Consider the following 26,041-nt stretch of genomic DNA (forward strand, 5'->3'; position numbering starts at 1 on the left):
GCCACGGATGCCTGGCGCCGCGGATAGCGCCCCCGATCACGCGCGCCCGTGATCCGTGAGGAGTCGCGGCAGCACCGGCGCACCACTGCCGCGACTAGGCCTCGCTTGCGTCCGCCTTTTTCCGGCCACTTTCCGTTTTGCGCTTGCGTGCCTGCAGCGGATCCTCTGCGAGCTGCTTGAACGTAGCGAGCACGCCAGGCCGTGGTGGTTTTTTTTCGCTGGCTTCAAGAGCCTTTCGACCAGCCAGACGCGCTCCCCCCTTCGTCTCCTCCGTGACGAACTCGGCGATCTGCGCATGCAGATGCATTTGGAACTTACCGGATTCGATGATCTTGACGAGGAGTCTCCCCAGCTCCTCCGCCTCCTGGCTTGACGCCGGTTTCTGCTCAGGCCGGTTGATCTGAGCAACGTCCGCCGATAGCCGATCGAGCCTCTGCTCCACCGCGGCTCTCATCATGTCCAGCCGCTCAGCGACTTCCTTCGAGGTGCGCCCCGTCTCCGTGAGCGCTTCCTCGACCATTCGTAGGGCTTCCTCGATTCGCCTTCTCCCCCCGAACACCCTGCATGTCCGCTTCTGCGGCTCGTCTGAACTTGCTGCGTGCGCGCTCATGCATCCCTCGCCTGGATGTATGCATGGTCCGACACCAGGAAGGTATGAATCCGGAGATTGATCGACCAGGCACACTTCAGTGACAGCCAGGGATCTTCCACTCACTTTCCGGTGAAGTCCATCCAGGTCACAGCGCACAAGTGGTTACAGCACCCCCTTACATCCCTCTTGCCGAGATATCACGTTCCATGATCTGGACTGCGCATTCACTGATGCGCGGGAGATCAACGCCGCACACGGCACATCTCCAGTATCTCCAGCACCGGCAGATCCTTGGATTTCAGCGATAACAGCCGGGCCGAACCGAGCGGCTCCAATGTGTCGGGGCCGCCTGCTTATATGGCACTCGCACTTCCCGACAAAGGACTGAAGGAGGAGAGCCATGGCGGATCGGTATTATCGGCGCGGCCATTGGGTGAATAAACCGCGCCGCAAATCCAAGAAGAAGGCCGGGTGGCTGATGGCGGCCGTTGCGGCCGTGGTGGCCTGGTTCGCGGTGCAGGGGGTCAAGGCCGCGCCGCCAGAGCCGGTTCAACCCGCACCCCCAGCGCCGGCCGCTCCCGCCGGCGACGCACCGGCCGGGGTCACGGCTCCGTGAGCGGCAAGACATGGGCCTGGCTGCGCTCACGCGTTCGTCCGCGGCGGCCCGCCACGCCGGGTGAATGGGCGGCGGCGGCAGCGGCTGCCGTGTTCACCCTTCTTCTCCTGATCGAGGCCCTGAGGGCTCTGGTGGAGCTGGTGCTCGCCCACTGGTACCTGACCGCGCCGGCGATTCTGGCTCCTGCGGTCGTCGTGGCCGTGTGGTGGCGCCGGAAGACGGCCATACGGCGTCGCCGCGCGGAACGCCTCGCTCATCTGCGGCTCGACCTGACCACGGACATCGACAGGATGGACGCCACGGCCTTCGAGTACGCCGTCCGCGATCTCATGATCCGCGACGGATTCGACGCCGAACGCGTGGGCGGAGCAGGCGACCGGGCGGCGGACGTGATCGGCCACGGCGCTGACGGCCGGGTGATCGTGGTGCAGTGCAAGCACACGGTCACCCGGGCGAAGGTGGGCGCCCGGGTCATCTATCAGGTCAACGGCACCGCCGAACACGCTCACGGCGCCGATGACGCCATCGTCGTCACCAACGGCGGCTTCACCAGCGACGCCATCCGTTATGCCGCGCAGGTGGGCATCTACCTGATCGACCGAAGCGCCCTGCGCGCGTGGGCCCAGGAGGGCGTGGCGCTTCATGAGCTGCTCAAGATGCCGACCGGCCAGGGCCGATGGCGCAGAGGACGCGGGCGGCTCCGCCGGCATCGGCGCCGGGTCGCGGGCGGGGGCGGGACCGCGCGCTCGAAGGTCACGCATGATGCGGGCCGCTCGCGGCCGATGAACGAGCACTGGCCGGCCGTCTGAGCCGCCGGAGCGCTGCATCAGCACAGCGAGCCGTCAGGGCACCCCACCCGCACAGCGGACCGGCGGAGCACTCCATCCGCGCAACGGGCCGCCAGAGCGCTTCATCAGCACAGCCGGGGCATCGGTGCGCTTCATCCGGGCAGCGAGCCGAGGTTCCGGCCGCCTTCTACCTGGATGTGCAGGCGTGATGTACCGTCCCCCGCCGACGCCTTTACAATGTAGATCACATCCCTGTCATCGCCGCCCGCCACGGTGGCGAACAGCCGCCCGGACGGCGATTTCCGGCACTCTGCGCGTGAGCGCCTCCGCTTCGAGGTGGAGGCGCGCGACGCGGACGATGGCTCGCGACCGGAACCGGAATACCCGCTCTGCGCAGGATCGGTGCCTTCCCGGGCGCCGGCGTGCCGGTGGCCGGGGCGCCGTTTCGTCTCTCGCGCCGCGAAGGGCGGCGCCGCTCTGTCCCGAGGCCCGGCCGGGGAGGTGGATCGGGGGTGTCCGCTCGGCAGGAACGGTGCGGGTGGAAGGTGGCGCGTCTTCGGCTCCGGGGCCGCCCTTCGCGTCCCCCGCACCCGCCGTGCGCGCTCAGGCCGGTTCCGCGACGCGGCGTCCCGTTGCGAGGACCACGATGCCGCCGATGACGGCCAGGGCGATCAGGGCGATACCGAAGGTGGTCGCGCCGTTCGCCAGGCCGATGGCGTCGCTGAGGTAGCCGGTGGCGACGGGGAGGGTGCCGGCCGGAAGGTAGCCGCCGACGTTGAACGCCGCGTTGGCCTCGGCCAGCCGTTCGGGCGGGACGCTGGCGTTCAGCAGGGACAGCCCGCCGAGCTGGCCCAGACCCTGACCGGCTCCGGCCAGCAGCGCGGCGGCGAGCAGCGCCGGGACGTTCGAGGTGTGCACGGCGGCGATCAGGGCGGCCATGCTCGCGACGATGGCCGTGGCCCCGGTGATGAGGATGGCGCGGCGGCCCAGCCGCTGCACGACGAACTGGACTCCGGTCGCGGCCAGGAACATCGCGCAGGCGATGGCTCCGGCGACGACGCGGCTGGTGGTGTTCAGCAGGCCCGACAGCAGCGAGGGGCCGAGCGACAGCACGAACGAGGTGGCGGTGATGCCGGGAGCGAACACGGCGAGGCCGAGGGCGAGCCGCAGGCCGTTGCCTTGAGGCACGCGCGGCAGCCGCACCCAGGAGCCGCCGGCGGGGGTGCCGGCGGAGCGGTGGAGGGGCATGCGAGCGATGGCGACGGCGGCGGTCACCAGCAGGGCCGCCTCGACGGCGAAGACGGTGACGGTCGGCGCGGGCAGGGTCTCCGACAGGATGCCGGCGAGCAGCGGGCCGAGCCCGGCGCCGAAGACCATGGCGCAGGAGGCGAGCAGCGCGCCGAGCCGGGCGCGGGCCTTCCCTGCGACGTCGCTGACCGCCGCCATCCCGGCCGAGACCACGGCGCCGACGGCGATGCCGGTGAACAGGCGGGCGACGATCAGCGCGGCCACGTTCTGCGCCGTCGCGAAGATCGCGCATGCGGCGAGCGCGAGACCGAGCGCGGGCAGCAGCACGCGCTTGCGGCCCAGCCGGTCGGCGGCCACGCCGGAGACGAGCAGCGAGCCGAGCAGGCCGACGATGTAGAACGCGAAGATCACGGTGAGCGTGCCCTTGGAGAAGCCGATGTCCCGCTGCCAGAGCGCGTAGAGCGGCGTCGCGGCGTTCGACAGCACGAAGACGGCGGTGACCGGCCAGGCGGCCAGCCACACCCACCAGGTGGGGGCGGTCCGCGGGCCGGCGGCGGGCGGGCGGAGCGCGGGGTCGGTCTGGGGTTCGGGCACGACTCCTCCTGTACGAGTTTCGTCGAACTAGTACGAATGAAGTCGAACAGTAGCATGCAGTACGATTCATCTCGTACTGGGAATGTCGTGGGAGGAGCCGACAGTGGCCGCCATCGTGGAGTTGCCGGAACCCTCCGGTCTGCCCGAGCCGCTGCCCGAGCCCGCAGCCGAGGACCTGCGCCTGGAGACGGTGCTGGCCGCGCTGAGCGATCCGTTGCGGCTGCGCATCGTGAACAAGCTCTTGCTGGAACGGGAGAGCTTCGACCACGCGTGCGGCTGGTTCGGCATCGACCGGCCGAAGTCCTCGCTCACCCATCACTTCAAGGCCCTGCGCGAGGCCGGCATCATCAGGCAGCGCCAGTACGGCCTCGAGCGCCGCAGCCACGTCCGCGTGGACGATCTGAACGCCCGCTTCCCCGGCCTGCTCGATCTCGTCGCGTCCTGGACCGTGCCCGAGCCCGAGTCGCGTCAGGCGTCCTGACCCCGCTCATCTCCAGACGCCTGGGAAGGCGCCCGTCGCCTGCAGTACCGTAGCCTGCGGCCGGATTGCGCCGGTGGCCTGATCGCCCCGCCGACGCAGCCTCTCCGGCCCTCGAGGGCCGGCGGCGCCCACCCGGCCTGAGCTTGGTCCGCGGGGCCGGGCGGGCGCCGCCCTTCCGGACCCGGCCGCAGGCCCACCCGCCCTTCCGGGCTCGGTCGCGAGCCCACCAGTCCTTCCGGGCTCGGTCGCGAGCCCACCCGTCCTTCCGGGGCCGGCCGCGGGCCCAGCCGTCCTTCCGGGGCCGGCCGCGGGCCCAGCCGCCCTTCCAAAGCCATGGCCTGGGTGCGTCACGCAGGACAGGCTCAGGCTCTCGTGTCCTCCGGTGTGAGCCCCACGCCGGCCAGCACGGAGGCGACCACGTCGGCCACCGGCCGGCCGTCGGTGCCGATCCGCAGGTCCCCCGCACCGGCCTGGTCGAGGGCGGCCGCCTCGGTGTCCGCGCGGGTGGCGGCGGCGCGCAAGGCGGGTTCGTCCAGTCCCTTCAGCTCGTCGCCGGGAATGGCGGGTCCTTCGCCCCGGCCGCGGGCCGTGACGCGTTCGAGCAGGGTGTCCGGGGAGGCGTGCAGGCGGATCACGGTGGGGGTCACGCCGGGGAGCAGGCGGGTGCGGTGGCGGACGGTCTCGCCGGTGTCCGCCTCGCCGCAGACGATGAGGTACGTCGCTCCGGCCGCGCGATAGCCCGCCCACAGCGCCGCGAGGTTGCGCGCCTTGAGATCGCACAGGTCGCCGGAGGCGGGCCGCAGCATCGCGATCTGCTTCATGTCGACGTACGCCGCCCGCGCGCCGGTCCCCACGACGTGCCGGAACACCTCGTACGCGACCGTGGACTTGCCCACCGCCGTCGCCCCCGTGAACCAGAGCAGCGGCACCGGGCCGCCGCCCGCCGTAGGGCCGGGCTGAGACCGTCCCGGCCGCGCAACGGAGGCGACCCGTCGCGGCCACCCCGCGCGCTCCATGATCAGGCGGGCCGTCTCCCGCACCGTCAGCCCGCCCGTGTCCACGGACAGGTCCGCGTACGCCGTGCGCTCCTGCGCCTCGGCCTCCGCCACCGCCCGCTCCACCAGGTCCGGCATCCGGCCTCGCCCGAGGTAGCGCCGCCGCAGCTCCGCCCCAGAGACCCGCAACCGGCACACGGTGAAGGCGGCGCCGGGCAGCCGTGCGGTGTACTCGCGCACCTCGTCCGGGGTGTCGACGAATCCGGCGAGCACCAGGCACTGCGCGCCCTCCTCCAGGAACCCCTCCCCCAGCGCGGCCAGGTTGCGGGCGCGCAGCGGGTGGGGGTTCTCCTCGGGTGCGGGGTAGAGGAGGCCGATCTGGTCGGCGTCCACGAACGCCGCCTTGACGCCCTCCCTGCCGAGCCGCCTGCAGATCTCGAACCCGGCCGATGACTTCCCGACGCCCGACGGGCCCGACAGCCACAGCAGCGGCAGACGATCAGCGTTCATCCGCGCGATGCTAACCGGCGGCCCGTCGCGGGCTCGAACCCTTTTCCACGAGCGTGAACCGCGCGCGGACAGGCGTGCGTACCTCCGGTCGGAGCCGCCTGAACGGAGGAACACCACCATGACGCTCACCCCGCAACCGCCACCACTCGCCCGCGCGCGCAAGCGGGTGACGGGCCTGCTGGCCGTCCCGGCGGGTGCGATCGTGCTGGGCGCGTGCCTGGCGTCCTGCGGGAACCCGCACGCCCAGGCGGCCGGCGGAGCGGCGCACCACCCCCAGATGCGGCATCAGGGGCACGCCTCGATGACGGGCGGCGCAGGTGCGCGGCCGCAGCCCTCCCCCACCACCGCGAAGCTGCCCAGGGTGAGCATGGAGAAGCTCAAGGCCGCCGCCGGCTGCCCGGAGGCGCGCCTGCAGGTGGACGCCGACGAGCTCAAGCAGGCGGCCTGCCGGACCGAGCGCGGCTGGTACACGATCGTCACGTTCACCGAGGACGAGGGTAAGCGGGCCTGGCTCGATCACGCCCAGCCGTACGGCGGGACGTACCTGGTGGGCGACCGCTGGACGGTGGTGTCCACGCCGGAGCTGCTGGACGGGCTGCGCAGGCAGGTCGGCGGGCAGATCGAGACCGGGGCCCGGCACCACTGAGGCGATTCCTACCGGAGACCTCGTACGGGCCGGACCGGCGTGACCGCCCGCCGCACGGGACCCGCCGCGAGCAGCACCAGCAGGGCGGCGCCCAGCAGCCACAACTCACGCAGCCCCCACCCGCCCAGGAACGCCTCGAACCAGCCGGGGCCGAACAGGGGCAGCGAGCCGGAGCAGACATCCTCGCCCCGGTAGCGGGCCGAGAGCGGCCCGATGAGCGCGAGCAGCGTCAGCGCCCATGCGGCGCGCGGCGCCGTCGCCGGTGAGCGCCGGCCTGCGAGGGCGAACAGCACGATGAGCACCGGAACGGCCCACGTCGTCGCGGCCCCGGCGAGCGCGGCGAGCTCGTCGCGCACCAGCAGGATCGGCGAGCCGTCGATCTCGCCGGGGTCGCAACGCACCGTAGCCTCGATGAAGGCCCCCGGATATCCCGCGAGGTGGTCGTCCGGAGTCTCCGGCGGCAGCGGCCACTCGAGCCGGGTCTTCCAGGCGTCATACGTGGGGTACGCAGCAGCGGCCAGCGCCGCCGGCCAGGCTGACGGGACGGAGGGTGACATGTAGGGAACTCCTTTCCGGCGCACCCTACAGGTGATCGTCAAGGCTCGTACGCGGTGCTGTGTAACGCTCAGCCAACAACCGGGCGTCGGCCTGTGGACGTCCCGGGTAACGGCGCGGTTCGATGGGGATCATGATGCGCACAAGGTCGTCCATGGCCGTCGCCGTAGCCGTCGTGCTCGCCGCGCTCACCGCGTGCTCCTCGGAATCCCCGGCCGCCGTCCCCGCCGGAGGCCAGGCCGGCGGCTCCGGCTCGGCGGTCTCGCCCGCCGCGGACACGGCGTCCCCCGTGGGTGCGGCGGCCCTTGCGGACGCGGCGGCGCCCACGCCTGCTTTGACCGGGCCGTGCGCTGACGGAACGTGCGAGATCGAGGTCACCGCGGGTGACGTGGTCACCGTGCCGGAGCGGTACGGCCTCGGTCCGATCGACGTGAAGGCGATCCGCCAGGAGTCGGTCGAGATGGTCGCGCCGGTGACGGGGATGGGTTTCAGCATCGCGAACTGCGACGGCGGCGGCACGGTCGTCTCGGGAGGAGGCGGCGGCGTCCTGATGGACTGCGCCAAGGGCGTCACCGCGACCATCAACGACGCCATGAGCCTGGAGGTACTCAAGATCGACGGGGACACGGCCGTCGTCCGCATCGAGCCTGCCGGATGACCCGGGGGCAGGGCGTCCTCGGCAGGTTCAGGGGCGCCGCCACCGCGTGGCGAAGGCGCGGGCGGGGTTCTCGGTGAAGACGGCGGTCGCGAGGCCGGATCCCAGCTCACGCTCGATCCGCGGGCGCAGGCCGCTGAGCAGGAACGGCATGCCGGGGCCGTCGGCGGCCGACCGGGCGGCCGGGGTGACCGTGTCGGCTCCGAGCAGAAGCTGGTGAGCGTGGCCGGCGTCGGCGAGGGCCGCGAGGCGGCTCAGCAGGCGCCAGTCGGTGCCGTGGTGCGCGCGGGACGGGCCGTCGAACGCCAGGAAGGCTCCGGCCGCGGCGGCCTGCCGGTGGATCCCGTCGTCCGGGAAGCGGTTGAGGTGGCCGAGTATGACGCGGTGCGGTGCGACCCCGTGCGTACCGCACAGCAGGTCGAGCACGTCCAGCGCGGCGGTTCCCGCCTCCAGGTGGACGCCGATGGGCGCGCCGGTGGCGTGGTGCGCCTCGGCGGCGGCGGCCATGACGTGCCGGGCGTGGTCGTCGAGGCGGTGGAAGGCGCCCGCGACCTTGATCATGCCTGCCTTCACGGGGGCGCCGGTCAGCTCGCGGACGAACAGGCCGGCCAGGGCTCCGTAGTGGCGTTCCAGCCCGTCCGGAGCGTAGTGCTTGGCCTGGTGCATGCCCGTGGCGGCGATGATGTGGACGCCGGATCGCCTGGACAGGCCGGGCAGGCGGTCGAGGCAAGGTCCCATCCCCCACGGCGTCCACTGCGCCACGGCGCGGCCGCCGAGGGCGGCGAAGGCGCGCAGCTCGGCGAGCGCGGCCTCGGTGTCGTCCAGCTCCTGGCCGGGCAGCGCCGGTGAGCGGAGGAACAGGTGATCGTGGGCGTCGCAGGCGCCCAGTTCCTCGGGCGGGATGTCACCGAGCACGGTCCGGATCGTCGCCCCCGCCGTCCGGTTCGCCTCCCCCGCGCCCCTCGCCCCGCCGGCCCCGGCTGCCGGGCCGGCGCCGCTCGCCGCTCCCACTCCGCCAGCCGTCCCCGCTCCGCTCGCCGCGCTCGTTTCGCGGTCCGCCGCCGGATCGAGCTCTGCTCTCGGCTCCCTGCCGGTCTCCACGCCCACACCCTTCTCGTAACGCCTCATACGTTACCAGCATCGTAACGGCTTCAGCGTTACGATGTGCTTCGTGGTCAGAGAGGACAAGCTCGCCTTCCGCTTCGACTGCGGCGCCACGTGGCTGAACCTGCTCGCCACCCGGGGACGCACGTTCAGCCGATCCCCCGTGGAGCGGCTGGCGACGCCCGAACGCTTCGCCGAGTGGCTGGCGCGCTGCGAGCTCTCCCCCGTTCAGCCGCCCGGGGAGGACGACCTCCGCCAGGCGTGGACGCTGCGCGAGACCCTGCGCGCGCTCGCGCTGGCCACGGTGGACGAGCACCCGCCGCCGGCCCGCGCCGTCGCGGATCTGGCCGCGTTCCTGACCCGATACGACGACCCGATCCGTCTCGGCGCGGACGGCCGGCTGCGCCGCGAACCCCCGGCGACCGCCGTGCACGCGCTGGCCAGGGTCGCCCGCCAGGCCGTCGATCACCTGACCGGCTCCGACCGGCTGGCGCTCAAGGTCTGCCAGGAGGACGACTGCCGGGGCGTGTTCATCGACCCGCCGGGGCGGCGGCGCTGGTGCCCGTCCCCGTCGTGCGCCAGCCGCGGCAGGGTACGCGCGCACCGCGCCCGCCGCAGCGCTTCCGGCTCGCACGAGGATCAGCCGCCGGCCCCGTGACGGCGGCATCGGCGACCAGGCACGTGGCACGGCGGAGCTCTCGGCAGGACGGGCGGCGGGAGCCCGCCGTTTGCGGCACCATGGGACAGTGGATCTTGTTCAGGATGGTGATCTGCGGCAGATCGGGCCGTACCGGCTGATCAAGGAACTGGGCAGCGGCGGGATGGGCCGCGTCTATCTGGGCAGATCGCGGGGAGGTCGCGCGGTCGCGGTCAAGGTGGTGCACCGCGAGCTCGCCGGGGATCCGGAGTTCCGGCGCCGCTTCGCGGCCGAGGTCGCCGCCGCCAGGCAGGTGGGCGGCTTCTACACCGCCCAGGTGGTGGACGCCGACACCAGCGCCGACCCGCCGTGGCTGGCCACCGCGTACATCCCGGGCCCCTCCCTTGCCGAGGCCGTCGGAACGCACGGGCCGCTGCCGCCGGCCGCCGTTCGCTTGCTGGGCGCGGGCCTGGCCGAAGGGCTGTCCGCGATCCACGCCTGCGGGCTGGTGCATCGGGACCTCACCCACCGCAACGTGATCCTCGCCGACGACGGGCCCCGCGTCATCGACTTCGGCATCGCCAAGGCGCTCGACACCGTCCACCTGTCCACGTCCGTCATCGGCACCCCCGGGTTCATGTCCCCCGAGCAGGCCACGGGCGGCAGGGTCGGTCCCGAGAGCGACGTCTTCTCGCTCGGCTGCGTCCTCGCCTACGCCGCCAGGGGCACCGGGCCGTTCGGCGGCGGGCGTCCCGACCTCGTCGTCTATCGGGTCGTGCACCAGGAGCCGGACCTGGCCGGGGTGCCCGGCGACCTCGTGCCCCTGCTGCGCTCCTGCCTGGCCAAGAACCCGGCCGAGCGGCCGGCTCTGGACGACGTACTCGATCGTCTCGCGCCGCACGTGGACGGCTTCGCCACCGCCGCCTGGCTGCCGCCGGACGTGACCGCGATGATCGCCGAACGCGGCGCCGTGATGCGCGACGCGCCCGGCACGCCCGCCGCCGCACCGGCCCTCGCACCTGGAGCACCCGGCCTCGCACCGCCCCTCCAACCCGGAACGCCCGGCCTCGCACCGCCCCTCCAACCCGGAACGCCCGGCCTCGCACCGCCCCTCCACCCCGGAACGCCCGCTGCCGGACAGCCCCTCGCGCCGGACGCACCCGCCGCAGGACGGCCCCTCATGCCGGACGCGCCGGGCGCCGGGCAGTCGCCCGAGGTCGGTGCGCCCCACGTGGGGCCGCCGGCGGCGGGGGCGGAGCCGGGCCGCGGCCCTCAGCAGGCGCCCGCGCCCCGGCGCGGCGGGATGGGCACCGCGCATGTGGCGATCATCCTGGCGCTGCTGTGCCTGCCGGGCCTGGTGGTGTGGGCCATCAAGTACGTCCAGTTCGTCCTCCTTGATGAGGATCCGCTCGAGGCGTGGGGCGGCCTGGTGGTCAGCGTGGCGGCTGCCGGGCTCCTCGCCAGGGGCGCGCTGCTGCTGTCCCAGCGGAGCAGGGCGGGGCGCTGGATGATCGTCGGCGCCGGGAGCGCGACGGCGCTGCTGAATCTGAGCAGCGTCGTGAGGCACTTCCCGCATCACGAGCTCGAGCTGCTGGATTTCGCCAGCTTCGGCACGGTGCTCATCGTCATCGTCGCCCCGCTGGCCGCCGTGGTGGGGGCCGCCGCCGCCCTCCTGGCCGCGCTCCCGTCGACCGGACGCTGGTGCCGCTCCGGCTGATCAGCCGTTGACGGCGCGCGGGCGGCCGCGCACCGCGGCACCGATTCCAGCGGCACCGGTGGTCAGGAGACCAGCTTGGCCACCATCTTGACCAGGGTGTCGCGGGCGTTCTCGATGTCATCGCCCATGATCATCTGGGCGAGCGGCGGGGTGGCGTACCACCATCCGGCCAGCGCGATCACCGCGTAGAGCAGCTCGCGGGGCGCGAACTCCGACGGGATGGCGCCCTCCTTCTGCGCAGCGGCCAGCGCGGCGAGCTTGTCGGCGTAGCGCTTGGCCCGTTCCTCCCTGGCGGCGATGGGGTCGCCGCCGCGGTGCAGGCCCTCCCAGTACAGCAGCCTGATGAACTGCGGGTGCTCGCGGTGGTAGTCGAAGACGCGGCCCGCGTACTCCGGCAGGTCGGCGGCGAGCGGCCCCTCCAGCGGGACGGCTTCGGCCAGCCGCTCCAGGCTCCAGCTCAGCACGGCGCCGAACAGCTGCTCCTTGTTGCCGAAGTACTGGTAGATGCGCTCCTTATTGACGCCGGCGGTGGCGGCGATGCGGTCGAGCCTGGCGGCCTCGGGGCCGTACTCGGCGAACTCGTCGATCGCGGCGTCCAGCAGCAGCTGCCGCGTGCGGGCCGTGTTCCATGCCATGCCGGCCAGCATAGCCAAAAATCCAACTCGACAGTTGGAGCTTTCCATGCCTAAACTCCAACTGACGAGTTGGATTTGAGCCGTCGAAGGGAAGACCTATGCCTGCCGCTCCGTCCGTGCACCGTCGCGCGCTGATCACCTGGTTCGCCGTCTACGCGATGCTCATGCTGGTCCAGGCACTGCTCGGGCCGGTGATCTCGCCGCTGCCGGTGGCGCTGCGCACGCTGGTGGTGACCGCGATCGTGGTGCCCGCGGTGGTGTACCTGCTGGTGCCCGGCCTGCTCCGCGTCCAGGCCCGCTTCCACCGGGCCGAACGCAAGGGGCGGCGATGAGGACGCCGCATGACGCCCCCACCGCCGCCCGCGCCTCACCGTGGCTCCCGGGACGGCCCCTCACACGCCCACCGGCGCGCGGTTCAGCGCCGGGCGTACCTCACCGGCTCCCGGATCAGCGCCGGACGCGCCTCGCCGTCCCGGCGTCAGCCCGCGGCGTACGCCCGGATGACCGTCCGGGTCACGCCGTTGCCGTCGGCGCCGGTGACCGTCGCGCGGAGGGAGGAGAACGCGGCTTCGGCGGGGTTCGCCAGCGAGGCGGCCCCGCCGGAGTCCGTCCGCCTGACGGGCACGGCGCTTCAGCTGGCGCCGTCGCCGGCGGACATCTCCGGCCGGACGTCCTTCACCTCCGCCTTCACCACGCCGGGACTGCGCTCGACCCACACGGGCAGCCCGGGTGGTGCCGCCCGGTTCGACGTGGCGGTGCAGCGTGGCGGCGCGCCGGTCGAACAGCGCCGCGAAGCATTCGGGCGTGCGCAGCGAGACTTCGATGACCGAGGAGTCGTCGCGGGGCGCCGCCGTTCCCGCCCGTCCGGCCGGGGAGGGCCGGTAGACGCTCGGGAGCGGACGGTCCGTCACGACGGGCTCCCGTTCTGCGATGGTTCTCGCGATCGTCTTCATCCGCAGGGCGCCGGAGGGTTCCCGGGGATCTCCGTGAGGGCGGGCCGCACGAAAACGTACGGATGACGCATCACAGTCTCAAATATCCTATATATCCTACAGCTATAGTGGGTTTATGACGCTACCTTCGGTCGCCATCGTCGGGGGCGGCGCGAGCGGCGCCCTGACCGCGATCCACCTGCTGCGGCTCGCCCGTGCCACCGCCACGCCGCTGGCGGTCACCCTGATCGACCAGGGCGGCCGGCACGCGCTCGGCCAGGCCTACTCGACCACCGATCCGCACCACCTGCTCAACACCCGGGTCGAGCGCATGAGCGCCTTCGACGACGACCCGGACCACCTGCGCGACTGGGCGCGCACCACGGGCGTCCACGCGTACGACTACCTGCCGCGCGCCGTCTACGGCCGCTACCTGCGCGAGGTGCTGGCCGACGCGGAGGACCCGCCCGAGCGCCCGCTCCACCGCGTCACGGCCACGGCCGCCTCGCTCGACGCCGGCCACGCGGTACGCCTGGCCGATGGCGGCCGGGTCGAGGCCGATGCGGTCGTCCTCGCACTGGGCAACCGCCGCCCCGCCCCGCTGCCCGGCGTGGCCGCGCATCCCCGCCACATCCCCGACCCCTGGGCGCCCGGCGCGCTGGCCGCGATCGACGACGGCGCGCCCGTGCTGGTGGTCGGCACCGGCCTGACGATGGTGGACGTGGCGCTCACCGTGACCAGGGCGCACCCCGGCACCGTCGTGTACGCGCTGTCCCGGCATGCCCTGCTCCCCCGCGCGCACCCGATCCGCCCGGCCCTGCCGGTCCCCGTCGCCGTCCCCGGCGGGCCGCTGCGGGTGGCGGACCTGCTCGCCGCCGTCCGCCGGGCCATCAGGGCGAACGGCGGGGACTGGCAGGGCGTGATGGAGGGGCTGCGGCCGCACGTCCAGGATCTGTGGCGGCGGCTCGCCCCTGACGAGCGGTGGCTGTTCCTGCGGCGGGTGGCGCGCTATTGGGAGGTCCACCGGCACCGCATACCGCCCGCGTCCGCATCCGCCCTCGACGAGCTGCGTGCCGCCGGGCGGCTGCGGCTGCTGCGCGGCAGCCTGGTCACGGCCGAGCCCGCCACGAGCCCCGGCGCGGCCGAGTCCGCCGTCGGCGGGCTGCGCGTCCACGCCGACCTGGACGGCACGCTGACCCGCCTGGACGTCGGCTGGCTGGTGAACGCCACCGGCCCGTCGCCCGACGTCACCTCCGATCCGTTCATCGCGAGCCTCGTCGCCGCCGGCCAGGCCCGCCCCGACCCGCTCATGCTCGGCCTCGACGCCTCTGATGACGGCCGGGTGCTGGACGCGTCGGGGCGGCCGGGCGATCGCCTGTTCGCGGTGGGCCCGCTGCTGCGCGGCGCCCTGTACGAGACGACCGCCGTCCCGGAGATCCGCGCCCAGGCCGCCGCCCTCGCCCCGCGCCTCCTCGAAGCCGCCGTCTCCCGGGCCGCGCCGTCGCGCGCGTGCGTATAGGAGCGCTCTCGTAGATGCCAGGACACTCCACGGGGCCACGCCGCTTCTGCAAGGAAAGGAGGGTGTGCAGGCTCGCACGTGCGGGCGTATCGTGGATGTCGTGACGACGTTTCGGATCAGCGAGGCGGCGGCGTTGCTCGGGGTCAGCTCTGACACCGTCCGCCGCTGGGTGGACGCGGGCCGGCTGCGCGCCGAGCGCGACGAGCACGGCCATCGGATGGTCGACGGCGCCGATCTGGCGGCCTTCGCGCGCGCCCAGGTCGGGGAGAGCGAGGGCGGCGGGCGCTCGTCGGCGCGCAACCGGTTCCGCGGCATCGTGACCGACGTGGTGCGCGACGCGGTGATGGCGCAGGTGGAGATCGCCGCCGGGCCGTTCCGCGTGGTGTCGCTGATGAGCCGGCAGGCCGCCGACGAGCTGGGCCTGGAGCCGGGCGTGGTGGCCGACGCGGTGATCAAGTCCACCAACGTCGTCGTGGAGCTCCCGGGTCATGAGCGCGTGGCCGCCGGCGTGTGAGGAGGGCCCCCTTTGGTGTTGAGACGTGTCTCCCGATGGGCGGTCGCGCTGCCCGTCGCGCTGGCGCTCGCGGGCCTGTCCGGCTGCGGCTCCGGCGAGCCCGCCGCGTCCACGGGCTCGGGGGCCGCGGCGGCCACGGAGCTGACGGTGTTCGCGGCGGCGTCGCTGACCGAGACGTTCACCGAGCTCGGCACGAGGTACGAGGCCGCGCATCCGGGCACGACGGTGCGGTTCAACTTCGGCTCCAGCGCCACGCTGGCCCAGCAGATCGTCCAGGGCGCCCCGGCCGACGTGTTCGCCGCGGCCGACCCGGCCACCATGAAGACCGTCACGGACGCGTCCCTGGCGGGCACGCCGGTCACGTTCGCGCGGAACAAGCTGCAGATCGCCGTCCCCGCCGGCAATCCGGCCGGGGTCGCCGGGCTGAAGGACCTCGCCGACCCGAAGGTGAAGGTGGCGCTCTGCGCCGAGCAGGTGCCGTGCGGCGCGGCGGCCGTCAAGGCGCTCGACGCGGCCGGGCTGCGGGTCAGGCCCGTCACCCTGGAGCAGGACGTCAAGGCCACGCTGACCAAGGTCGAGCTGGGCGAGGTGGACGCCGCGCTCGTGTACAAGACCGACGTCATCGCCGCTGGAGGCAAGGTGCAGGGCATCGAGTTCCCCGAGGCCGATCAGGCGGTCAACGACTATCCGATCGCCACGCTCGGCAAGGCTCCGGCCGGTGAGGCGGCCCGGCGGTTCGCCGACCTGGTGCTGTCGCAGCAGGGCAAGGACGTGCTGGCCAAGGCCGGGTTCGACACACCCTGATGAGCGCGCCCGATCGGGAACGGCGCGGCCGTGAGATGGCCGGGCGGCCGCCGTGGATGCTGCTCGTGCCCGCGCTGGCCGGGCTCGCGTTCCTGGTGCTGCCGCTGGCCGGGCTGCTCATCCGCGCCCCCTGGGGCACGCTGCCCGCCCGGCTGGCCGAGCCGCAGGTGCTGGAGGCGCTGCGGCTGTCGCTGGTGAGCGCCACCGTCGCCACCGCCGCGTGCCTGCTGCTCGGCGTGCCGCTGGCCTGGCTGCTGGCCAGGGTCGAGTTTCCTGGACGGCGGGTGGTGCGGGCGCTGGTCACGGTGCCGCTGGTGCTGCCGCCCGTGGTCGGCGGCGTGGCGCTGCTGCTCGTGCTCGGGCGGCGCGGCATCGCCGGGCAGTGGCTGGAGGCGTCGTTCGGCGTGACGCTGCCGTTCACCACGGCGGGGGTGATCGTCGCCGAGGCGTTCGTGGCCATGCCGTTCCTGGTGATCAGCGTGGAGGGCGCGCTGCGCGGGGCCGACCGGCGCTTCGAGGAGGCCGCCGCCACGCTCGGCGCCTCGCGGTGGACGGTGTTCCGGCGGGTGACGCTGCCCATGGTCATGCCGGGCGTGGTGGCGGGGGCGGTGCTGTGCTGGGCGCGGGCGCTCGGCGAGTTCGGGGCGACGATCACGTTCGCGGGGAACTTCCCCGGCACCACCCGCACCATGCCGCTGGCCGTCTACCTGGCGCTGGAGACCGAGCCCGAGGCTGCCATCGTGCTCAGCCTGGTGCTGCTGGCCGTCTCGGTGATCATCCTGGCGAGCCTGCGCGACCGGTGGGTGAGCGCGCCATGACGCTGGACGCCCACCTGGTCGTCACCAGGCCCGCCTTCACCCTCGACATCACGCTCAGTGCCCGGGCGGGCGAGGTGGTGGCGCTGCTCGGCCCCAACGGCGCGGGCAAGACCACCGCCTTGCGCGCGCTCGCCGGGCTCACCCGGCTGTCCGGCGGCCACATCACGCTGCACGGCCGGCCGCTGCACACCTTGCCCGCCGAGAGCCGCCCGATCGGCATGGTGTTCCAGGACTACCTGCTCTTCCCCCACCTGTCCGCGCTGGACAACGTCGCCTTCGGGCCGCGCTGCCAGGGCGTGCCCAAGGCCGAGGCGCGCCGGGCCGCCGCCGAGCTGCTGGAGCGGGTCGGGCTCGCCGGCCTGGCCGCCGCCAAGCCCCGCCGGCTCTCCGGCGGGCAGGCGCAGCGGGTGGCGCTGGCCCGCGCGCTCGCCGTACGTCCCGAACTGCTGCTGCTCGACGAGCCGCTGGCCGCGCTCGACGCCCACACCCGCCTGGAGATCCGCTCGGGCCTGCGCCGTCACCTCGCCGGTTTCGACGGCGCGACCGTGCTGGTCACGCACGACCCGCTCGACGCCATGGTGCTGGCCGACCGGCTGATCGTCATCGAGAACGGCGCCGTCGTCCAGCAGGGCACGCCCGCCGAGGTGGCGCGCCGCCCGCGTACCGACTACGTGGCCCGCCTCGTCGGGCTCAACCTCTACCGGGGCACGGCGGACGGGCACCAGGTCAAGGTCGGCGAGGTGGCGCTGCACACCGCCGAGCGGCCGTCGGGGCCGGTGTTCGTGGCGTTCCCGCCCGGCGCCGTCGCGCTCTACCGTTCCCGTCCCGACGGCAGCCCGCGTAACCTCTGGCGGGCCCGCATCGATGGGATCGAACGCCACGGTGACAACGTCCGCGTCCATCTCGACGGCCCGATCGCGGTGTTCGCCGACATCACGCCCGCCGCGGTGGCCGACCTCGACCTGAGCCTGGGTCAGGAGATCTGGGCGTCGGTCAAGGCCACCGAGACCCATGCGTACCCGGCATGAGCGCCCGGCAAGGCCGCGCCCGCACCGCCATGCGCCCGGGCGGGCCGTGCTGCGGCCTCCTCACGCACCTCGGCGAGGCGCCACCCTGTAAGGGTTGAAGCGCATAAGACCCTTACGCCAGCCTGGATGTCGTGACACCCACTGATCACGACATGTCAGCACTCGTTCTGTTCAGCCCGTCATGCCGGCTCGCGTGAGGGCGGCGGGCGGGTACCGCTGGGTCGTCCTGGGGGTCGCGACGTTCACCCAGGCCGCGGCGGCGTTCTTCGTGCAGGGCATCGGCGCGATGAGCGTCCACCTCCAGCGTGACCTCGACCTGAACACCACCCGCCTGGGCCTGCTGCTGTCGGCCGCTCAGCTCATGCCGCTGGCCGGGCTGCTGGTGGCGGGACGGCTGCTGGACCGGCACGACGAGCGCTGGGTCGTCGGCATCGGGGCTCTCGTCGTCGCCGCCGCGCTGGCCGCCGGCAGCCTGGCTCCCGGGTACGTCTCGCTGCTCGCCGCGCTGCTGGTCGTCGGCGCCGGGTACAGCACGATCCAGCCGGGCGGCAGCAAGTCGGTGGCGTCCTGGTTCGACGCCTCGCAGCGCGGCCTGGCCATGGGGATCCGGCAATCGGGGCTGCCGCTCGGCGGGGTGCTCTCCGCCTCCGCCCTGCCCGCCCTGGCCGCGGCCTTCGGCTGGCGCTCGACGCTCGTGGCCGGGGCGGGCGTCGCGCTGGCGGGGGCGGTCGCGTTCCTGGCCTTCTACCGCCGCCCGCCGCACCGGCCTCCCGCGCAGACGGCGTCCCCCGTGCGGCTGGACCTGCTGCGGGAGCCGTACATGAAGAAGGTCATCCTGTCCGGTACGTGCCTGGTGTCGGTGCACGGCGGGCTCGGCGTGCTCACCGTGCTCTACCTGCACGAGGTGGCCGCCATGGACGCCGCCGCGGCCGCTGCCGTCTATGTGGCGGTCCAGTGCGCGGGCGCGCTCGGCCGGATCCTCCTGGCGGCTTGGAGCGACCGCCACAAGTCCGGCCGGTACGCCTGCGTGCTCGCCTGCCTGGCCGCGGTGATCGCCGGGATGGCGCTGCTCGCCACCCCCGCCGGCCGCTCCCCCGCCGTCGCCTGCCTGCTCTTCGTCTGGCTCGGCTTCTTCGGCATCGGCTGGTACGGCCCGTGGGTCGCGTACGCGGCGGACGCGGCACCGCCGGACCGGACCGGGTTCGCGCTCGGCCTGGCCATGGCGGTCAACCAGGTGGCGATCATCCTCGCGCCGCCCGCGCTCGGGCTGCTCACGGACGTGACCGGCGGCTTCACGGCCGCGTGGGTCCTGCTCGCCGCATCGGCCGGGCTCACCCTGGCCGCGACGGCCCGGCGTACCGGGTGACCGCCGCGCTCCCCCGCGGCTGGAGCCGGGCCCGATACGTTGTGCCGGTGAGTCCGTGAAATGACGCGGTGGGATCAGGGGGGACGTACCGCCCGATCCCACCGCTGGGTGACTACTGGTCGGCGATCACGATGTCGTCGACATGGAGGATCTCGCCGGCGTCGCCGTCACCGGTCAGCTCCAGGGCGACGGTGGCCGTGCCGGAGGGGGCGGTGAGGTCGGCGGTGAACTCCTTCCAGCTCGTGCTCAGCCCGTTCAGCGCGATCTCGTCGCTGCGCAGCAGCTGTTCGCTGGAGTCGCGCCACACCACGCTGAGCGTGGCGGCGGTGACGCCGGGGCTGCCCTGCCTGGCCCAGAGGCCGACCTGCTTGCCGCCCTGCCTGGCGGTGAAGCCGGGCCAGTTGTCCGTGGCGACGCCCCAGCCGTCGGGCTCGGTCACCGCGACGCGCAGGCCGTAGTCGCCGTCGTGGGCGGCGTCGGCGGAACGCTCGGCGGAGGCGCTGTACCAGGCGGCCCAGGCGCCGATCGAGCCTTCGAGGGTCGAGGTGTCGGTGTCGAGGGCGTTGGGCGTGGGCGGCTCCTCACTCGAGCCGTTCAGCGTGCTGCCGGCGTCCTGGTTGTACGGGGCGGCGCGCCACACGTCCCAGGTGACCGTCTCACCCCAGCCCTTGGCGAACTTCCAGTCACCGACGTAGGTGTTGTCCGCGAACGTGTTGCCGCCGTCGAACATGACGTTCTGCTGGATCTCCGCCACCGTGTACGGCGCCCACGGCATGTTGTCGGCGCCCTGGGCGTACAGGGCCTGGACCCCGCAGTAGGTGCCGGCGCAGGGCACGTTCGAGCGGTCGAAGCGGAACTCGTTCCCCGTCACCTTCACGTTCTGCGCGTGCCAGCGGCAGTCGGTGCGCAGCGGCTCGTTCGCGATGCCGGTGTAGCAGGGGTGGGTGTCGTTGATGGGGTTCGGGTAGACGGTGTTGCGCGGCTCCGGGATCACCGTCGGGGAGACGAACGGCGTGCAGTAGCTCTTGCTGGTGTTGCCGTTGCTGTTGCAGAAGCGGTTGGCGTTCTCGAAGATCGAGACGCCGGAGAAGTTGTCCTCGAAGTAGTTGCCGGCGATTCTGAGGTCGGTACTGCCGCTCACCTCGCTCGGGAGCCTCGGGTCACCGCCCGACTCGGAGATGTAGATGGCGGGCGACGGGGAGCCCTGGTTGTCGTTGCCGCCGACCCAGCCGTTCCTCTTGAAGACGTTGCGGGTGATGGTGGCGTTGTAGCTGATCTCGTACCAGAGGCCTTCGCTCTCGTTGTGCTCGATCCAGTTGCGGTCGAACAGGAAGTCGACGTTGTTGGTGTCGGCCCAGAGGCCGACGCCCAGGTTGTCGTGCACGTAGTTCTGGGTGACGGTGGCGCCTTCGACGTCCCAGAACTTGGCGCCGCCAGTGCAGCCGCAGCCCGGTTCCCTGGTCTCCCAGTCGTCCTGGTTGTTGCCGGTGATCTCGTTGTTGTGGACGACGAGGTCCTTGACCGCCCGCTCGCCCTCGATCTCTTCCCGGTACGCGCTGGCGCCGTACTGGCCGTTGTCCTTCAGGCAGCTGAAGCGGACGGTGTTGGCGTTGCCGAGGAACACGGCGGCGCCGTCGTTGTGGTGGGCGTAGAGGTGCTCCATCACCCAGCCGGAGGCCGCGTCGTGGTTGATGACGCCCTCGTTGTTGTTCTCCGCACCGGTGCCGAAGTTGCGGACCTCGAGGTAGGCGATGCGCACGTTCGAGGCGTGCCCCGAGAAGGCGTAGGCGTTCGTGTTCCTGCCGTCGAGGACGGCGCCGGGAGCGCCCAGGAAGGTGCTGTCGTCACCGGGGGTGATCTGGCTGAAGTGGGCGTCGCCCATGGTGTGGACGCCCGGGGCGAACCAGTACGTCTTGCCGCTCTGACCGAAGTCGACGTCCGCGTTGTCGCCGGCCGGGACCACGATGGCGCCCTCAGGCGCGCTCTCCGGGCCGTCCTGCCACGTGGCGTTGTCGCAGACCCGCATGGCGTCCGGTAACTCGGTGTACCAGCCGCCGGACGCGCTCTCCGCCGACGCGGCGGCGCCGGTGGTCTGCCCGGCCAGGAGGCCGGCGGTCGTGACCACGGCGAGTAACGCGCCCACGACAACAGGGTGTCGCATGAATGCTCCCGTCCTGAGGTGATCTTGTTGACCACGCAGGCTAGCGGTTGGTGATCACCCCAGTCAGCCGATTGACACCTTTCTGCACCCTCTGTCCACTTCGGTACGCCCGCCCATTTGATATGAGACTTATAAAGTATGAGTTTCATCCGCGATCCGCGGGCGAGCGGCCTGCCCGCCGGAGTGGAGGTCGTCACCGGCGATCCGTCGCGACCGGACACCATCGCGGCGGCCCTCGACGGCGTCACCGCGCTCTTCCTCCACCCGCGCCGCGGGAACGTCGGCGGCCCGCCTCCTTCGCCGCCGGCACGCTCCTCACACTGGCCCCCAGGTGCGCGCCGGCGACGTCGTACGCGGCCCGTACGCCTCCTTCGCCGAGCCGCTGATCTTACGCGCGGAGCATGATCCAGCGCGGCTTCCCCCGCCGTTCGTGGAGGCCCTGCTGGCCAGGTACGCGAGGGGCACCGGCCCCGCCGAGGCCGTCACCGGCGAGGTGGAGCGGATCCTCGGCCGGCCGGCGCGCACGTACGCCGGCCGGGTCGCCGACCACGCCGCCACCCTCGGCGGCTGACGATGTCCCGGCCGGGCTCGCCGGCCTCCGGCCCGCTCGCGCTCAGCCCGCCTCGCCGGCCGCGATCGGCCCGAGGCCGGCGGCGGTCTGCGCGAGCGCACGAAGGTGCGGCCCGTCGGCGACGTTCGCCCAGACCAGGGCGAAGCGAAGGGCGGGGGCGTCGTGCAGAGGCACGAAGACGACGCCGGGCGGGCGGTTGTAACGGGCCGCGATCTCGCCGAGCGGGTGGACGCAGCGACCGGCGGCGACCAGGGTGAGGATCTCGTGGAACGTCCGGGCGACCGGCCCGCGAGGGATCCGCCGCCCGGACGGCGTACGGACCGGGACCATGGACGCGACCCAGTACTCAGGGGCGCCGGGACCGAGGTCCGCCACATGCTCACCGGCCAGATCCTCCAGGGACGCGCTGCCGCGTCCGGCGAGCGGATGCCCCGCCGCGACCGCCAGCACCCTCCCGCTGGTGAGCACGGTGGGGCCGACCGTGAGATCGGGCTCGGCCACCGGTAGCCACAGCACGTGCGCGTCGGCCTCCCCGGCGCGCAGCGCGCCGAACGGGTCGCCGCCGGTGACCTCGCTGAACTGCACGTCGAAGCCGGGGCGGCGGGCGCGGAAGGCGTCCACGAGGGGGCGCAGCACGTACCCGGCATGGCCGAACACGCCCAGCCGCACGGTCCGCGCCGCACCGGCCGCCCTCGCCCGGGCGAGCCCTTCCTGAATCAGCTCGTACGCCTGCGCCAGGTCCTCGCGCAGCCGCCGGCCGGTGGGGGTGAGGGTCACGCGGCGGCTGGTGCGGTCGAACAGCGCGACGCCGAGCCGCCGTTCCTGCCTGCCGATGGCCTGGCTGACGCGGGCCTGCGAGACGCGCAGACGTTCGGCGGTGCGGCCGAAGTGCAGTTCCTCGGCGAGCGTCAGGAAGATCTCGATGTCCCTCAGCTCCACGGATAACCCCTCTGTTATGGATCGCCGCTCGAACCCTACGTTGTTCCGCCGCCCCCTCGCTCCGATGCTGGAACGCGGCACAGGAACGAAGGGGGAACCCATGAGCGACATGCGAGCCGTCGCCGACCGCGTCGAGATCGAGGCGCTGCGCGGCGAGCTGACCGACGCGGTGATGACCCGTGACTACGACCGCGTCGAGTCCCTGTTCACGCCCGACGCCGCCGTGCGGTGGCCGCACATCGGCAGGGAGTTCGTCGGCGGCAAGGAGATCCGCGCCGGGATCGAGTGGGGGCAGGGACTGTGGGAGTTCTTCGTCCAGAACGTCCACCCCGGCGTCATCAGGATCGACGGCGACACCGCGACCGGACGCGCCTACATCCACGAGTTCGGGCGGATGCGCGACGGCGCCTCCCACGCGAACTACGCCGTCTACCACGACCGCTACCGGCGCACGCCCGACGGGTGGAGGTTCGCCGAGCGCGTCTACGAGGTCAGGTACGCCGACGACAGCCCGCTCCCGGGCGCGGCACCCACCAGGTGAACCGGACCGCGCCCGCCGGCGGGACCGCCGCCGCGTGCGGTCCCGCCGCGCACGGGTCAGTTCGACAGAGCGGCGAACGCGCCCGGCCGGTACGAGCCTCCCGGGTTGTGCACGATGACGTTCATCCGGGTGGCCGCGTTGATCAGAGAGACCAGGCAGACCAGCGCACCGACCTGGTCGTCGTCGTAGTGCTCGCGCACCGCGGCCCAGGTCTCGTCGGACACGCCGCCGTCGCCGAGCCGGGTGCCCTCCTCGGCGAGCGCCAGCGCAGCCCGCTCGGCCTCGGTGAAGACCGTGCTGTGCCGCCAGGCGGCGACCAGGTTGATCCGCAGCGCGCTCTCCCCGGCGGCCGCGGCCTCCTGGGTGTGCACGTCCACGCAGAAGCCGCAGCCGTTGAGCTGGGCGACGCGCAGCTCGACCAGCTCCCGCAGGGTCTTCGGCAGCGTGGACTGGTCGAGGATCGCCGAGACGCCGAAGAACCGCTTGGCCACCTTCGCCGCCGTCGGGCTGTCGAACAGGTTGAAACGAGGCTCCATGATGTTCCGTCTCACTGGGTGCGTCGTGTACTGGACGACCACGAGATGCCGGCGCCCCGCCCCTTGTGACGGCGCGGCGATGTGACATGCGCCACCTGTCCGTGATGTCACAGATCGGCGCCGGCGGGCGTCTCGTGTGCGTACCCTGCAGGCGACGAGACAGGCGGGAGCCGACACGATGAACGATCCGGCAGGCACGGACGTGAGCACCGAGACCTTCGTCACGCACCGGAACCTGCTCTTCACCGTGGCCTACGAGCTGCTCGGCTCCGCCGCCGACGCCGAGGACGTGCTGCAGGAGACCTGGCTCCGGTGGGCGGACGTCGATCCCGGCACCGTGCAGGACCACCGCGCGTACCTGGTGCGCATCGCCACCCGCCAGGCGCTCGGCCATCTGCGCAGGCTCGGCAGGCGCAAGGAGTCCTATGTCGGCCCTTGGCTGCCCGAACCGCTGCTGACCTCGCCCGACGTGGCCGAGGACGTCGAGCTGGCCGACAGCGTCTCGATGGCGATGCTGCTGGTGCTGGAGACGCTGGCGCCGGTCGAGCGGGCGGTGTTCGTCCTGCGCGAGGTGTTCGGCGTGGCGTACGAGGAGATCGCGGACGCCGTCGGCAAGACCCCCGCCGCGGTCCGCCAGATCGCGCATCGGGCCCGCGCGCACGTCGCCGCGCAGAAGCCGCGCACGGCCGTGTCCGCCGCCGAGTGCCGGGGTGCGCTGGCGGCGTTCCAGGAAGCGGTGGAGACGGGCGATCTGCGGCGCCTGCTCGACGTCCTCGCGCCGGACGTCGTCCTCCTCACCGACGGCGGCGGGGTCGTACGCGCGGCGCTCGCGCCCGTCGTGGGGGCGGACGAGGTGGCCCGCGTGCTGTGCCGGCTCCACGCGACGGTCTCCCTGGAGCCCGCGCAGGTGAACGGCCACCCGGCGCTGATCGTCCGGCGGGGAGGCGAGCTCGACTCGGTCCTCGCGGTCCGCCTCGACGGCTCGCTCATCACCGGCCTGTACGCCGTCCGCAACCCCGAGAAGCTGTCCCGCATGGACCGGGAGACCGCCCTGCGCCGCTGAACCCGCCCGAGCCGTACGCGCCCCATCACGTGGTCGGACGTCAGGAGGGCGAGCGGTGCGGGATCGCCGCGCACGTGGGCGCGTCGCGCGGTCGTGCTGATCGCTGATTATTCGAGCCGCATAAAATACGTGGGCCAAACTTACCGGCGGAAGGCCCATCGCATGACGTCCTCGACCTCCGAAGAAGCCGAGCCCGCGCGGCGGCGGCGCCGGGTGACGAGCGAGATCAAGGAGTCGCTGCGCGCGCTGAGCATCCAGCTCTCGCTGCTCAACCACCAGGTCGGCGCGCACGCCGGCCTCAAAGACGTCGATCTGTCCTGCCTGGACATCATCAACCGGTACGGCCCGCTCAGCCCCACCGCCCTGGCCCGCCGCGCCGGCCTGCACCCGGCCACCATCACCGGCATCCTCGACCGGCTGCAGCGCGGCGGCTGGGTCACCCGCGAGCGCGACCCGGAGGCGTCCGACCGGCGCGCCGTCATGGTGCGGGCGCTCAAGGAGCGCAACGCGGAGCTGTTCGAGCTGTACGGCGGCATGGGCTCGAGGATGGACGACATCTGCGGCCGGTACACCGACGCCGAGCTCGACCTGCTCGCCGACTTCCTCCGCCGCACCACGGACGCCGGGCAAGCCGCCACCGGCGACCTCACCCGCCGCTGAGCTCACCGGCCACCAAGCCCAGCCGACGACCGAGGCCCGCCGACCGCGAAGACCCGCCAACCACCCAGACCCGCCGACCGCCAAGGCCCGCCTACGACCGGGGTAACCGGCGTCTGTCCCGGCCGAAGTCTCGACCGAGCGGACGGCCCACCCTGCCGGTGTCTCAGCGGATGGCCGGGCGCCGTGCCGGGTGCTCACGCCGTGGCGCCCGGATCAGCCACGCACGCCGCCGCGCCGCAGCGGCTCGGCGGCCGGCGCGAACTCCGGCCTGGCCAACACGTCACCCGCAAACTTGGCGTATGGTGTACGGTACTGCGTACGACAACGATGAGGAGGGGCGGCATGTACCGACCGAGCGCTGACGAGCTGAAGAGCATCGACGAATGGTTCGCCACCTACGACGCGATCGCCGAGCGGGGCGCGATCGAGGAGCTGGCCGATCTGGCGGTGTTCCCCATGAACGTGGTCACCGACGTGCCAGACGGTTACGCGAGCGCCAAGCAGTGGACGCGGGCCGAGTACATCGAGGCGATGAAGGAGTCGATGGGCGGCGGCACGGCGGGGCTCGACCTGCGCTCCACCCGCACCCCGCGCTTCCTCAGCCCGAACCTGGTGATCGTCGAGACCGAGGCCACGATGACGATCGACGGGCAGGAGCAGCGGATGCACTACGCCGACCTGCTCGTGCACACCGAGGACGGGTGGGCGTTCCAGACCATGGTGCAGGGCGGCTGGGGACACGGCTGGCCGCCCGCCAAGCGCGGCTGACCTCGCCGCCCGAGACGGCACCCCGCCGCCGTGATGCGACGGCGGCGG

Annotated in this window: 28 protein-coding genes; 18 read left to right on the forward strand and 10 right to left on the reverse strand. The window is 72.9% G+C overall.

Features of this window, described 5'->3' with window-relative positions:
- Window positions 1–94 precede the first annotated feature (94 nt).
- Window positions 95–520: a hypothetical protein gene (locus tag ACGFIM_RS03670; RefSeq protein WP_393194018.1), complete on the reverse strand. Its 426-nt coding sequence runs from the start codon at window positions 518–520 to the stop codon at window positions 95–97.
- Window positions 521–1,063: 543 nt separating this feature from the next.
- On the opposite strand from ACGFIM_RS03670, the gene ACGFIM_RS03675 reads away from it, so the two are divergent.
- Window positions 1,064–2,017, forward strand: a complete 954-nt coding sequence (locus ACGFIM_RS03675; RefSeq protein ID WP_393194021.1) for a restriction endonuclease — start codon at window positions 1,064–1,066, stop codon at window positions 2,015–2,017.
- Between the two features lie 582 nt (window positions 2,018–2,599).
- Here ACGFIM_RS03675 and ACGFIM_RS03680 read toward each other — a convergent pair.
- Window positions 2,600–3,838 carry an MFS transporter gene (locus ACGFIM_RS03680; RefSeq protein ID WP_393194023.1) on the reverse strand — a complete coding sequence of 413 codons (1,239 nt, stop codon included), beginning with the start codon at window positions 3,836–3,838 and terminating at the stop codon, window positions 2,600–2,602.
- Window positions 3,839–3,920: 82 nt separating this feature from the next.
- Between ACGFIM_RS03680 and ACGFIM_RS03685 the strand changes: the two genes are divergently transcribed.
- A complete protein-coding gene (locus ACGFIM_RS03685) occupies window positions 3,921–4,319 on the forward strand; it encodes an ArsR/SmtB family transcription factor (RefSeq protein WP_393194026.1) in 399 nt (132 codons plus the stop codon).
- 362 nt (window positions 4,320–4,681) lie between these two features.
- Here ACGFIM_RS03685 and ACGFIM_RS03690 read toward each other — a convergent pair whose 3' ends face one another.
- The gene (locus tag ACGFIM_RS03690; protein WP_393194028.1) at window positions 4,682–5,824 is read right to left on the reverse strand and encodes a hypothetical protein; all 1,143 of its coding nucleotides are present in this window, start codon (window positions 5,822–5,824) and stop codon (window positions 4,682–4,684) included.
- A 118-nt stretch (window positions 5,825–5,942) separates the two neighbouring features.
- Here ACGFIM_RS03690 and ACGFIM_RS03695 point away from each other — a divergent pair, with 118 nt between their 5' ends.
- The gene (locus tag ACGFIM_RS03695; RefSeq protein ID WP_393194030.1) at window positions 5,943–6,470 is read left to right on the forward strand and encodes a hypothetical protein; all 528 of its coding nucleotides are present in this window, start codon (window positions 5,943–5,945) and stop codon (window positions 6,468–6,470) included.
- A gap of 8 nt (window positions 6,471–6,478) precedes the next feature.
- Here ACGFIM_RS03695 and ACGFIM_RS03700 read toward each other — a convergent pair whose 3' ends face one another.
- Window positions 6,479–7,027 carry a hypothetical protein gene (locus ACGFIM_RS03700; RefSeq protein WP_393194032.1) on the reverse strand — a complete coding sequence of 183 codons (549 nt, stop codon included), beginning with the start codon at window positions 7,025–7,027 and terminating at the stop codon, window positions 6,479–6,481.
- Window positions 7,028–7,179: 152 nt separating this feature from the next.
- Here ACGFIM_RS03700 and ACGFIM_RS03705 point away from each other — a divergent pair, with 152 nt between their 5' ends.
- Window positions 7,180–7,683, forward strand: coding sequence for a hypothetical protein (locus tag ACGFIM_RS03705; protein WP_393194034.1), 504 nt, complete (start codon window positions 7,180–7,182; stop codon window positions 7,681–7,683).
- 27 nt (window positions 7,684–7,710) lie between these two features.
- On the opposite strand, the gene ACGFIM_RS03710 is transcribed toward ACGFIM_RS03705, so the two are convergent.
- Entirely contained in the window at window positions 7,711–8,595 is an 885-nt protein-coding gene (locus tag ACGFIM_RS03710) for a hypothetical protein (RefSeq protein WP_393194036.1), read from the reverse strand.
- 256 nt (window positions 8,596–8,851) lie between these two features.
- Between ACGFIM_RS03710 and ACGFIM_RS03715 the strand changes: the two genes are divergently transcribed.
- Window positions 8,852–9,442, forward strand: coding sequence for a CGNR zinc finger domain-containing protein (locus ACGFIM_RS03715; RefSeq protein ID WP_393194039.1), 591 nt, complete (start codon window positions 8,852–8,854; stop codon window positions 9,440–9,442).
- Window positions 9,443–9,530: 88 nt separating this feature from the next.
- A complete protein-coding gene (locus ACGFIM_RS03720; protein ID WP_393194042.1) occupies window positions 9,531–11,138 on the forward strand; it encodes a protein kinase in 1,608 nt (535 codons plus the stop codon).
- Window positions 11,139–11,200: 62 nt separating this feature from the next.
- Here the strand turns inward: ACGFIM_RS03720 and ACGFIM_RS03725 are convergent, their stop codons facing one another.
- Entirely contained in the window at window positions 11,201–11,773 is a 573-nt protein-coding gene (locus tag ACGFIM_RS03725; protein WP_393194045.1) for a TetR family transcriptional regulator, read from the reverse strand.
- A gap of 98 nt (window positions 11,774–11,871) precedes the next feature.
- On the opposite strand from ACGFIM_RS03725, the gene ACGFIM_RS03730 reads away from it, so the two are divergent.
- Window positions 11,872–12,105 carry a hypothetical protein gene (locus ACGFIM_RS03730; RefSeq protein ID WP_393194048.1) on the forward strand — a complete coding sequence of 78 codons (234 nt, stop codon included), beginning with the start codon at window positions 11,872–11,874 and terminating at the stop codon, window positions 12,103–12,105.
- Window positions 12,106–12,251: 146 nt separating this feature from the next.
- Here the strand turns inward: ACGFIM_RS03730 and ACGFIM_RS03735 are convergent, their stop codons facing one another.
- Window positions 12,252–12,398: a hypothetical protein gene (locus ACGFIM_RS03735; protein ID WP_393194051.1), complete on the reverse strand. Its 147-nt coding sequence runs from the start codon at window positions 12,396–12,398 to the stop codon at window positions 12,252–12,254.
- Between the two features lie 443 nt (window positions 12,399–12,841).
- On the opposite strand from ACGFIM_RS03735, the gene ACGFIM_RS03740 reads away from it, so the two are divergent.
- The 6 genes from ACGFIM_RS03740 to ACGFIM_RS03765 all read left to right on the forward strand — a co-directional run bounded on the left by ACGFIM_RS03740 (window position 12,842) and on the right by ACGFIM_RS03765 (window position 18,754).
- Window positions 12,842–14,224 (forward strand): FAD/NAD(P)-binding protein, encoded by a 1,383-nt coding sequence (locus tag ACGFIM_RS03740; protein WP_393194054.1) that lies wholly within the window; start codon window positions 12,842–12,844, stop codon window positions 14,222–14,224.
- Window positions 14,225–14,324: 100 nt separating this feature from the next.
- The gene (locus tag ACGFIM_RS03745; RefSeq protein ID WP_393194057.1) at window positions 14,325–14,738 is read left to right on the forward strand and encodes a molybdopterin-binding protein; all 414 of its coding nucleotides are present in this window, start codon (window positions 14,325–14,327) and stop codon (window positions 14,736–14,738) included.
- 12 nt (window positions 14,739–14,750) lie between these two features.
- Window positions 14,751–15,542 (forward strand): molybdate ABC transporter substrate-binding protein, encoded by a 792-nt coding sequence (modA, locus tag ACGFIM_RS03750; RefSeq protein ID WP_393194060.1) that lies wholly within the window; start codon window positions 14,751–14,753, stop codon window positions 15,540–15,542.
- Window positions 15,542–16,360, forward strand: a complete 819-nt coding sequence (locus ACGFIM_RS03755) for an ABC transporter permease (protein ID WP_393194063.1) — start codon at window positions 15,542–15,544, stop codon at window positions 16,358–16,360. Before modA ends, ACGFIM_RS03755 begins: the two co-directional genes overlap by 1 nt.
- Window positions 16,357–17,388: an ABC transporter ATP-binding protein gene (locus tag ACGFIM_RS03760; RefSeq protein ID WP_393194066.1), complete on the forward strand. Its 1,032-nt coding sequence runs from the start codon at window positions 16,357–16,359 to the stop codon at window positions 17,386–17,388. The genes ACGFIM_RS03755 and ACGFIM_RS03760 overlap by 4 nt, the downstream gene beginning before the upstream one ends.
- 181 nt (window positions 17,389–17,569) lie before the next feature.
- Complete coding sequence (locus ACGFIM_RS03765; RefSeq protein WP_393194069.1) at window positions 17,570–18,754, forward strand: MFS transporter; 1,185 nt, start codon at window positions 17,570–17,572, stop codon at window positions 18,752–18,754.
- Window positions 18,755–18,866: 112 nt separating this feature from the next.
- On the opposite strand, the gene ACGFIM_RS03770 is transcribed toward ACGFIM_RS03765, so the two are convergent.
- The gene (locus tag ACGFIM_RS03770) at window positions 18,867–20,915 is read right to left on the reverse strand and encodes a right-handed parallel beta-helix repeat-containing protein (RefSeq protein ID WP_393194072.1); all 2,049 of its coding nucleotides are present in this window, start codon (window positions 20,913–20,915) and stop codon (window positions 18,867–18,869) included.
- Window positions 20,916–21,246: 331 nt separating this feature from the next.
- Here ACGFIM_RS03770 and ACGFIM_RS03775 point away from each other — a divergent pair, with 331 nt between their 5' ends.
- Complete coding sequence (locus ACGFIM_RS03775) at window positions 21,247–21,486, forward strand: hypothetical protein (protein WP_393194075.1); 240 nt, start codon at window positions 21,247–21,249, stop codon at window positions 21,484–21,486.
- A gap of 42 nt (window positions 21,487–21,528) precedes the next feature.
- Here the strand turns inward: ACGFIM_RS03775 and ACGFIM_RS03780 are convergent, their stop codons facing one another.
- Complete coding sequence (locus ACGFIM_RS03780) at window positions 21,529–22,425, reverse strand: LysR family transcriptional regulator (RefSeq protein WP_393194078.1); 897 nt, start codon at window positions 22,423–22,425, stop codon at window positions 21,529–21,531.
- Between the two features lie 100 nt (window positions 22,426–22,525).
- On the opposite strand from ACGFIM_RS03780, the gene ACGFIM_RS03785 reads away from it, so the two are divergent.
- Window positions 22,526–22,966: a nuclear transport factor 2 family protein gene (locus ACGFIM_RS03785; protein WP_393194081.1), complete on the forward strand. Its 441-nt coding sequence runs from the start codon at window positions 22,526–22,528 to the stop codon at window positions 22,964–22,966.
- A 56-nt stretch (window positions 22,967–23,022) separates the two neighbouring features.
- Here ACGFIM_RS03785 and ACGFIM_RS03790 read toward each other — a convergent pair whose 3' ends face one another.
- A complete protein-coding gene (locus ACGFIM_RS03790; protein WP_393194084.1) occupies window positions 23,023–23,502 on the reverse strand; it encodes a carboxymuconolactone decarboxylase family protein in 480 nt (159 codons plus the stop codon).
- 178 nt (window positions 23,503–23,680) lie between these two features.
- On the opposite strand from ACGFIM_RS03790, the gene ACGFIM_RS03795 reads away from it, so the two are divergent.
- The 3 genes from ACGFIM_RS03795 (at window position 23,681) to ACGFIM_RS03805 (ending at window position 25,993) form a co-directional block, all read left to right on the forward strand.
- Complete coding sequence (locus ACGFIM_RS03795; protein ID WP_393194087.1) at window positions 23,681–24,565, forward strand: RNA polymerase sigma-70 factor; 885 nt, start codon at window positions 23,681–23,683, stop codon at window positions 24,563–24,565.
- A gap of 162 nt (window positions 24,566–24,727) precedes the next feature.
- Window positions 24,728–25,225, forward strand: a complete 498-nt coding sequence (locus tag ACGFIM_RS03800) for a MarR family winged helix-turn-helix transcriptional regulator (RefSeq protein WP_393194090.1) — start codon at window positions 24,728–24,730, stop codon at window positions 25,223–25,225.
- 342 nt (window positions 25,226–25,567) lie between these two features.
- Window positions 25,568–25,993: a nuclear transport factor 2 family protein gene (locus ACGFIM_RS03805; RefSeq protein WP_393194093.1), complete on the forward strand. Its 426-nt coding sequence runs from the start codon at window positions 25,568–25,570 to the stop codon at window positions 25,991–25,993.
- Window positions 25,994–26,041 lie beyond the last annotated feature (48 nt).

Origin of the sequence: Nonomuraea sp. NPDC049309 (assembly GCF_043196965.1) — a bacterium.
GTDB classification, from domain to species: Bacteria; Actinomycetota; Actinomycetes; order Streptosporangiales; family Streptosporangiaceae; genus Nonomuraea; species Nonomuraea fastidiosa.

Bases quoted from the DNA above. Each gene is read 5' to 3' on its own strand.
- ACGFIM_RS03805 (WP_393194093.1), top strand. From the start codon at position 25,568: ATGTACCGACCGAGCGCTGACGAGCTGAAGAGCATCGACGAATGGTTC.
- ACGFIM_RS03740 (WP_393194054.1), top strand. From the start codon at position 12,842: ATGACGCTACCTTCGGTCGCCATCGTCGGGGGCGGCGCGAGCGGCGCC.
- ACGFIM_RS03690 (WP_393194028.1), bottom strand. From the start codon at position 5,824: ATGAACGCTGATCGTCTGCCGCTGCTGTGGCTGTCGGGCCCGTCGGGC.
- ACGFIM_RS03685 (WP_393194026.1), top strand. From the start codon at position 3,921: ATGTCGTGGGAGGAGCCGACAGTGGCCGCCATCGTGGAGTTGCCGGAA.
- ACGFIM_RS03760 (WP_393194066.1), top strand. From the start codon at position 16,357: ATGACGCTGGACGCCCACCTGGTCGTCACCAGGCCCGCCTTCACCCTC.
- ACGFIM_RS03695 (WP_393194030.1), top strand. From the start codon at position 5,943: ATGACGCTCACCCCGCAACCGCCACCACTCGCCCGCGCGCGCAAGCGG.
- ACGFIM_RS03800 (WP_393194090.1), top strand. From the start codon at position 24,728: ATGACGTCCTCGACCTCCGAAGAAGCCGAGCCCGCGCGGCGGCGGCGC.
- ACGFIM_RS03700 (WP_393194032.1), bottom strand. From the start codon at position 7,027: ATGTCACCCTCCGTCCCGTCAGCCTGGCCGGCGGCGCTGGCCGCTGCT.
- ACGFIM_RS03785 (WP_393194081.1), top strand. From the start codon at position 22,526: ATGAGCGACATGCGAGCCGTCGCCGACCGCGTCGAGATCGAGGCGCTG.
- ACGFIM_RS03730 (WP_393194048.1), top strand. From the start codon at position 11,872: ATGCCTGCCGCTCCGTCCGTGCACCGTCGCGCGCTGATCACCTGGTTC.
- ACGFIM_RS03770 (WP_393194072.1), bottom strand. From the start codon at position 20,915: ATGCGACACCCTGTTGTCGTGGGCGCGTTACTCGCCGTGGTCACGACC.
- ACGFIM_RS03725 (WP_393194045.1), bottom strand. From the start codon at position 11,773: ATGGCATGGAACACGGCCCGCACGCGGCAGCTGCTGCTGGACGCCGCG.
- ACGFIM_RS03795 (WP_393194087.1), top strand. From the start codon at position 23,681: ATGAACGATCCGGCAGGCACGGACGTGAGCACCGAGACCTTCGTCACG.
- ACGFIM_RS03670 (WP_393194018.1), bottom strand. From the start codon at position 520: ATGGTCGAGGAAGCGCTCACGGAGACGGGGCGCACCTCGAAGGAAGTC.
- ACGFIM_RS03755 (WP_393194063.1), top strand. From the start codon at position 15,542: ATGAGCGCGCCCGATCGGGAACGGCGCGGCCGTGAGATGGCCGGGCGG.
- ACGFIM_RS03765 (WP_393194069.1), top strand. From the start codon at position 17,570: ATGCCGGCTCGCGTGAGGGCGGCGGGCGGGTACCGCTGGGTCGTCCTG.
- ACGFIM_RS03790 (WP_393194084.1), bottom strand. From the start codon at position 23,502: ATGGAGCCTCGTTTCAACCTGTTCGACAGCCCGACGGCGGCGAAGGTG.
- ACGFIM_RS03705 (WP_393194034.1), top strand. From the start codon at position 7,180: ATGGCCGTCGCCGTAGCCGTCGTGCTCGCCGCGCTCACCGCGTGCTCC.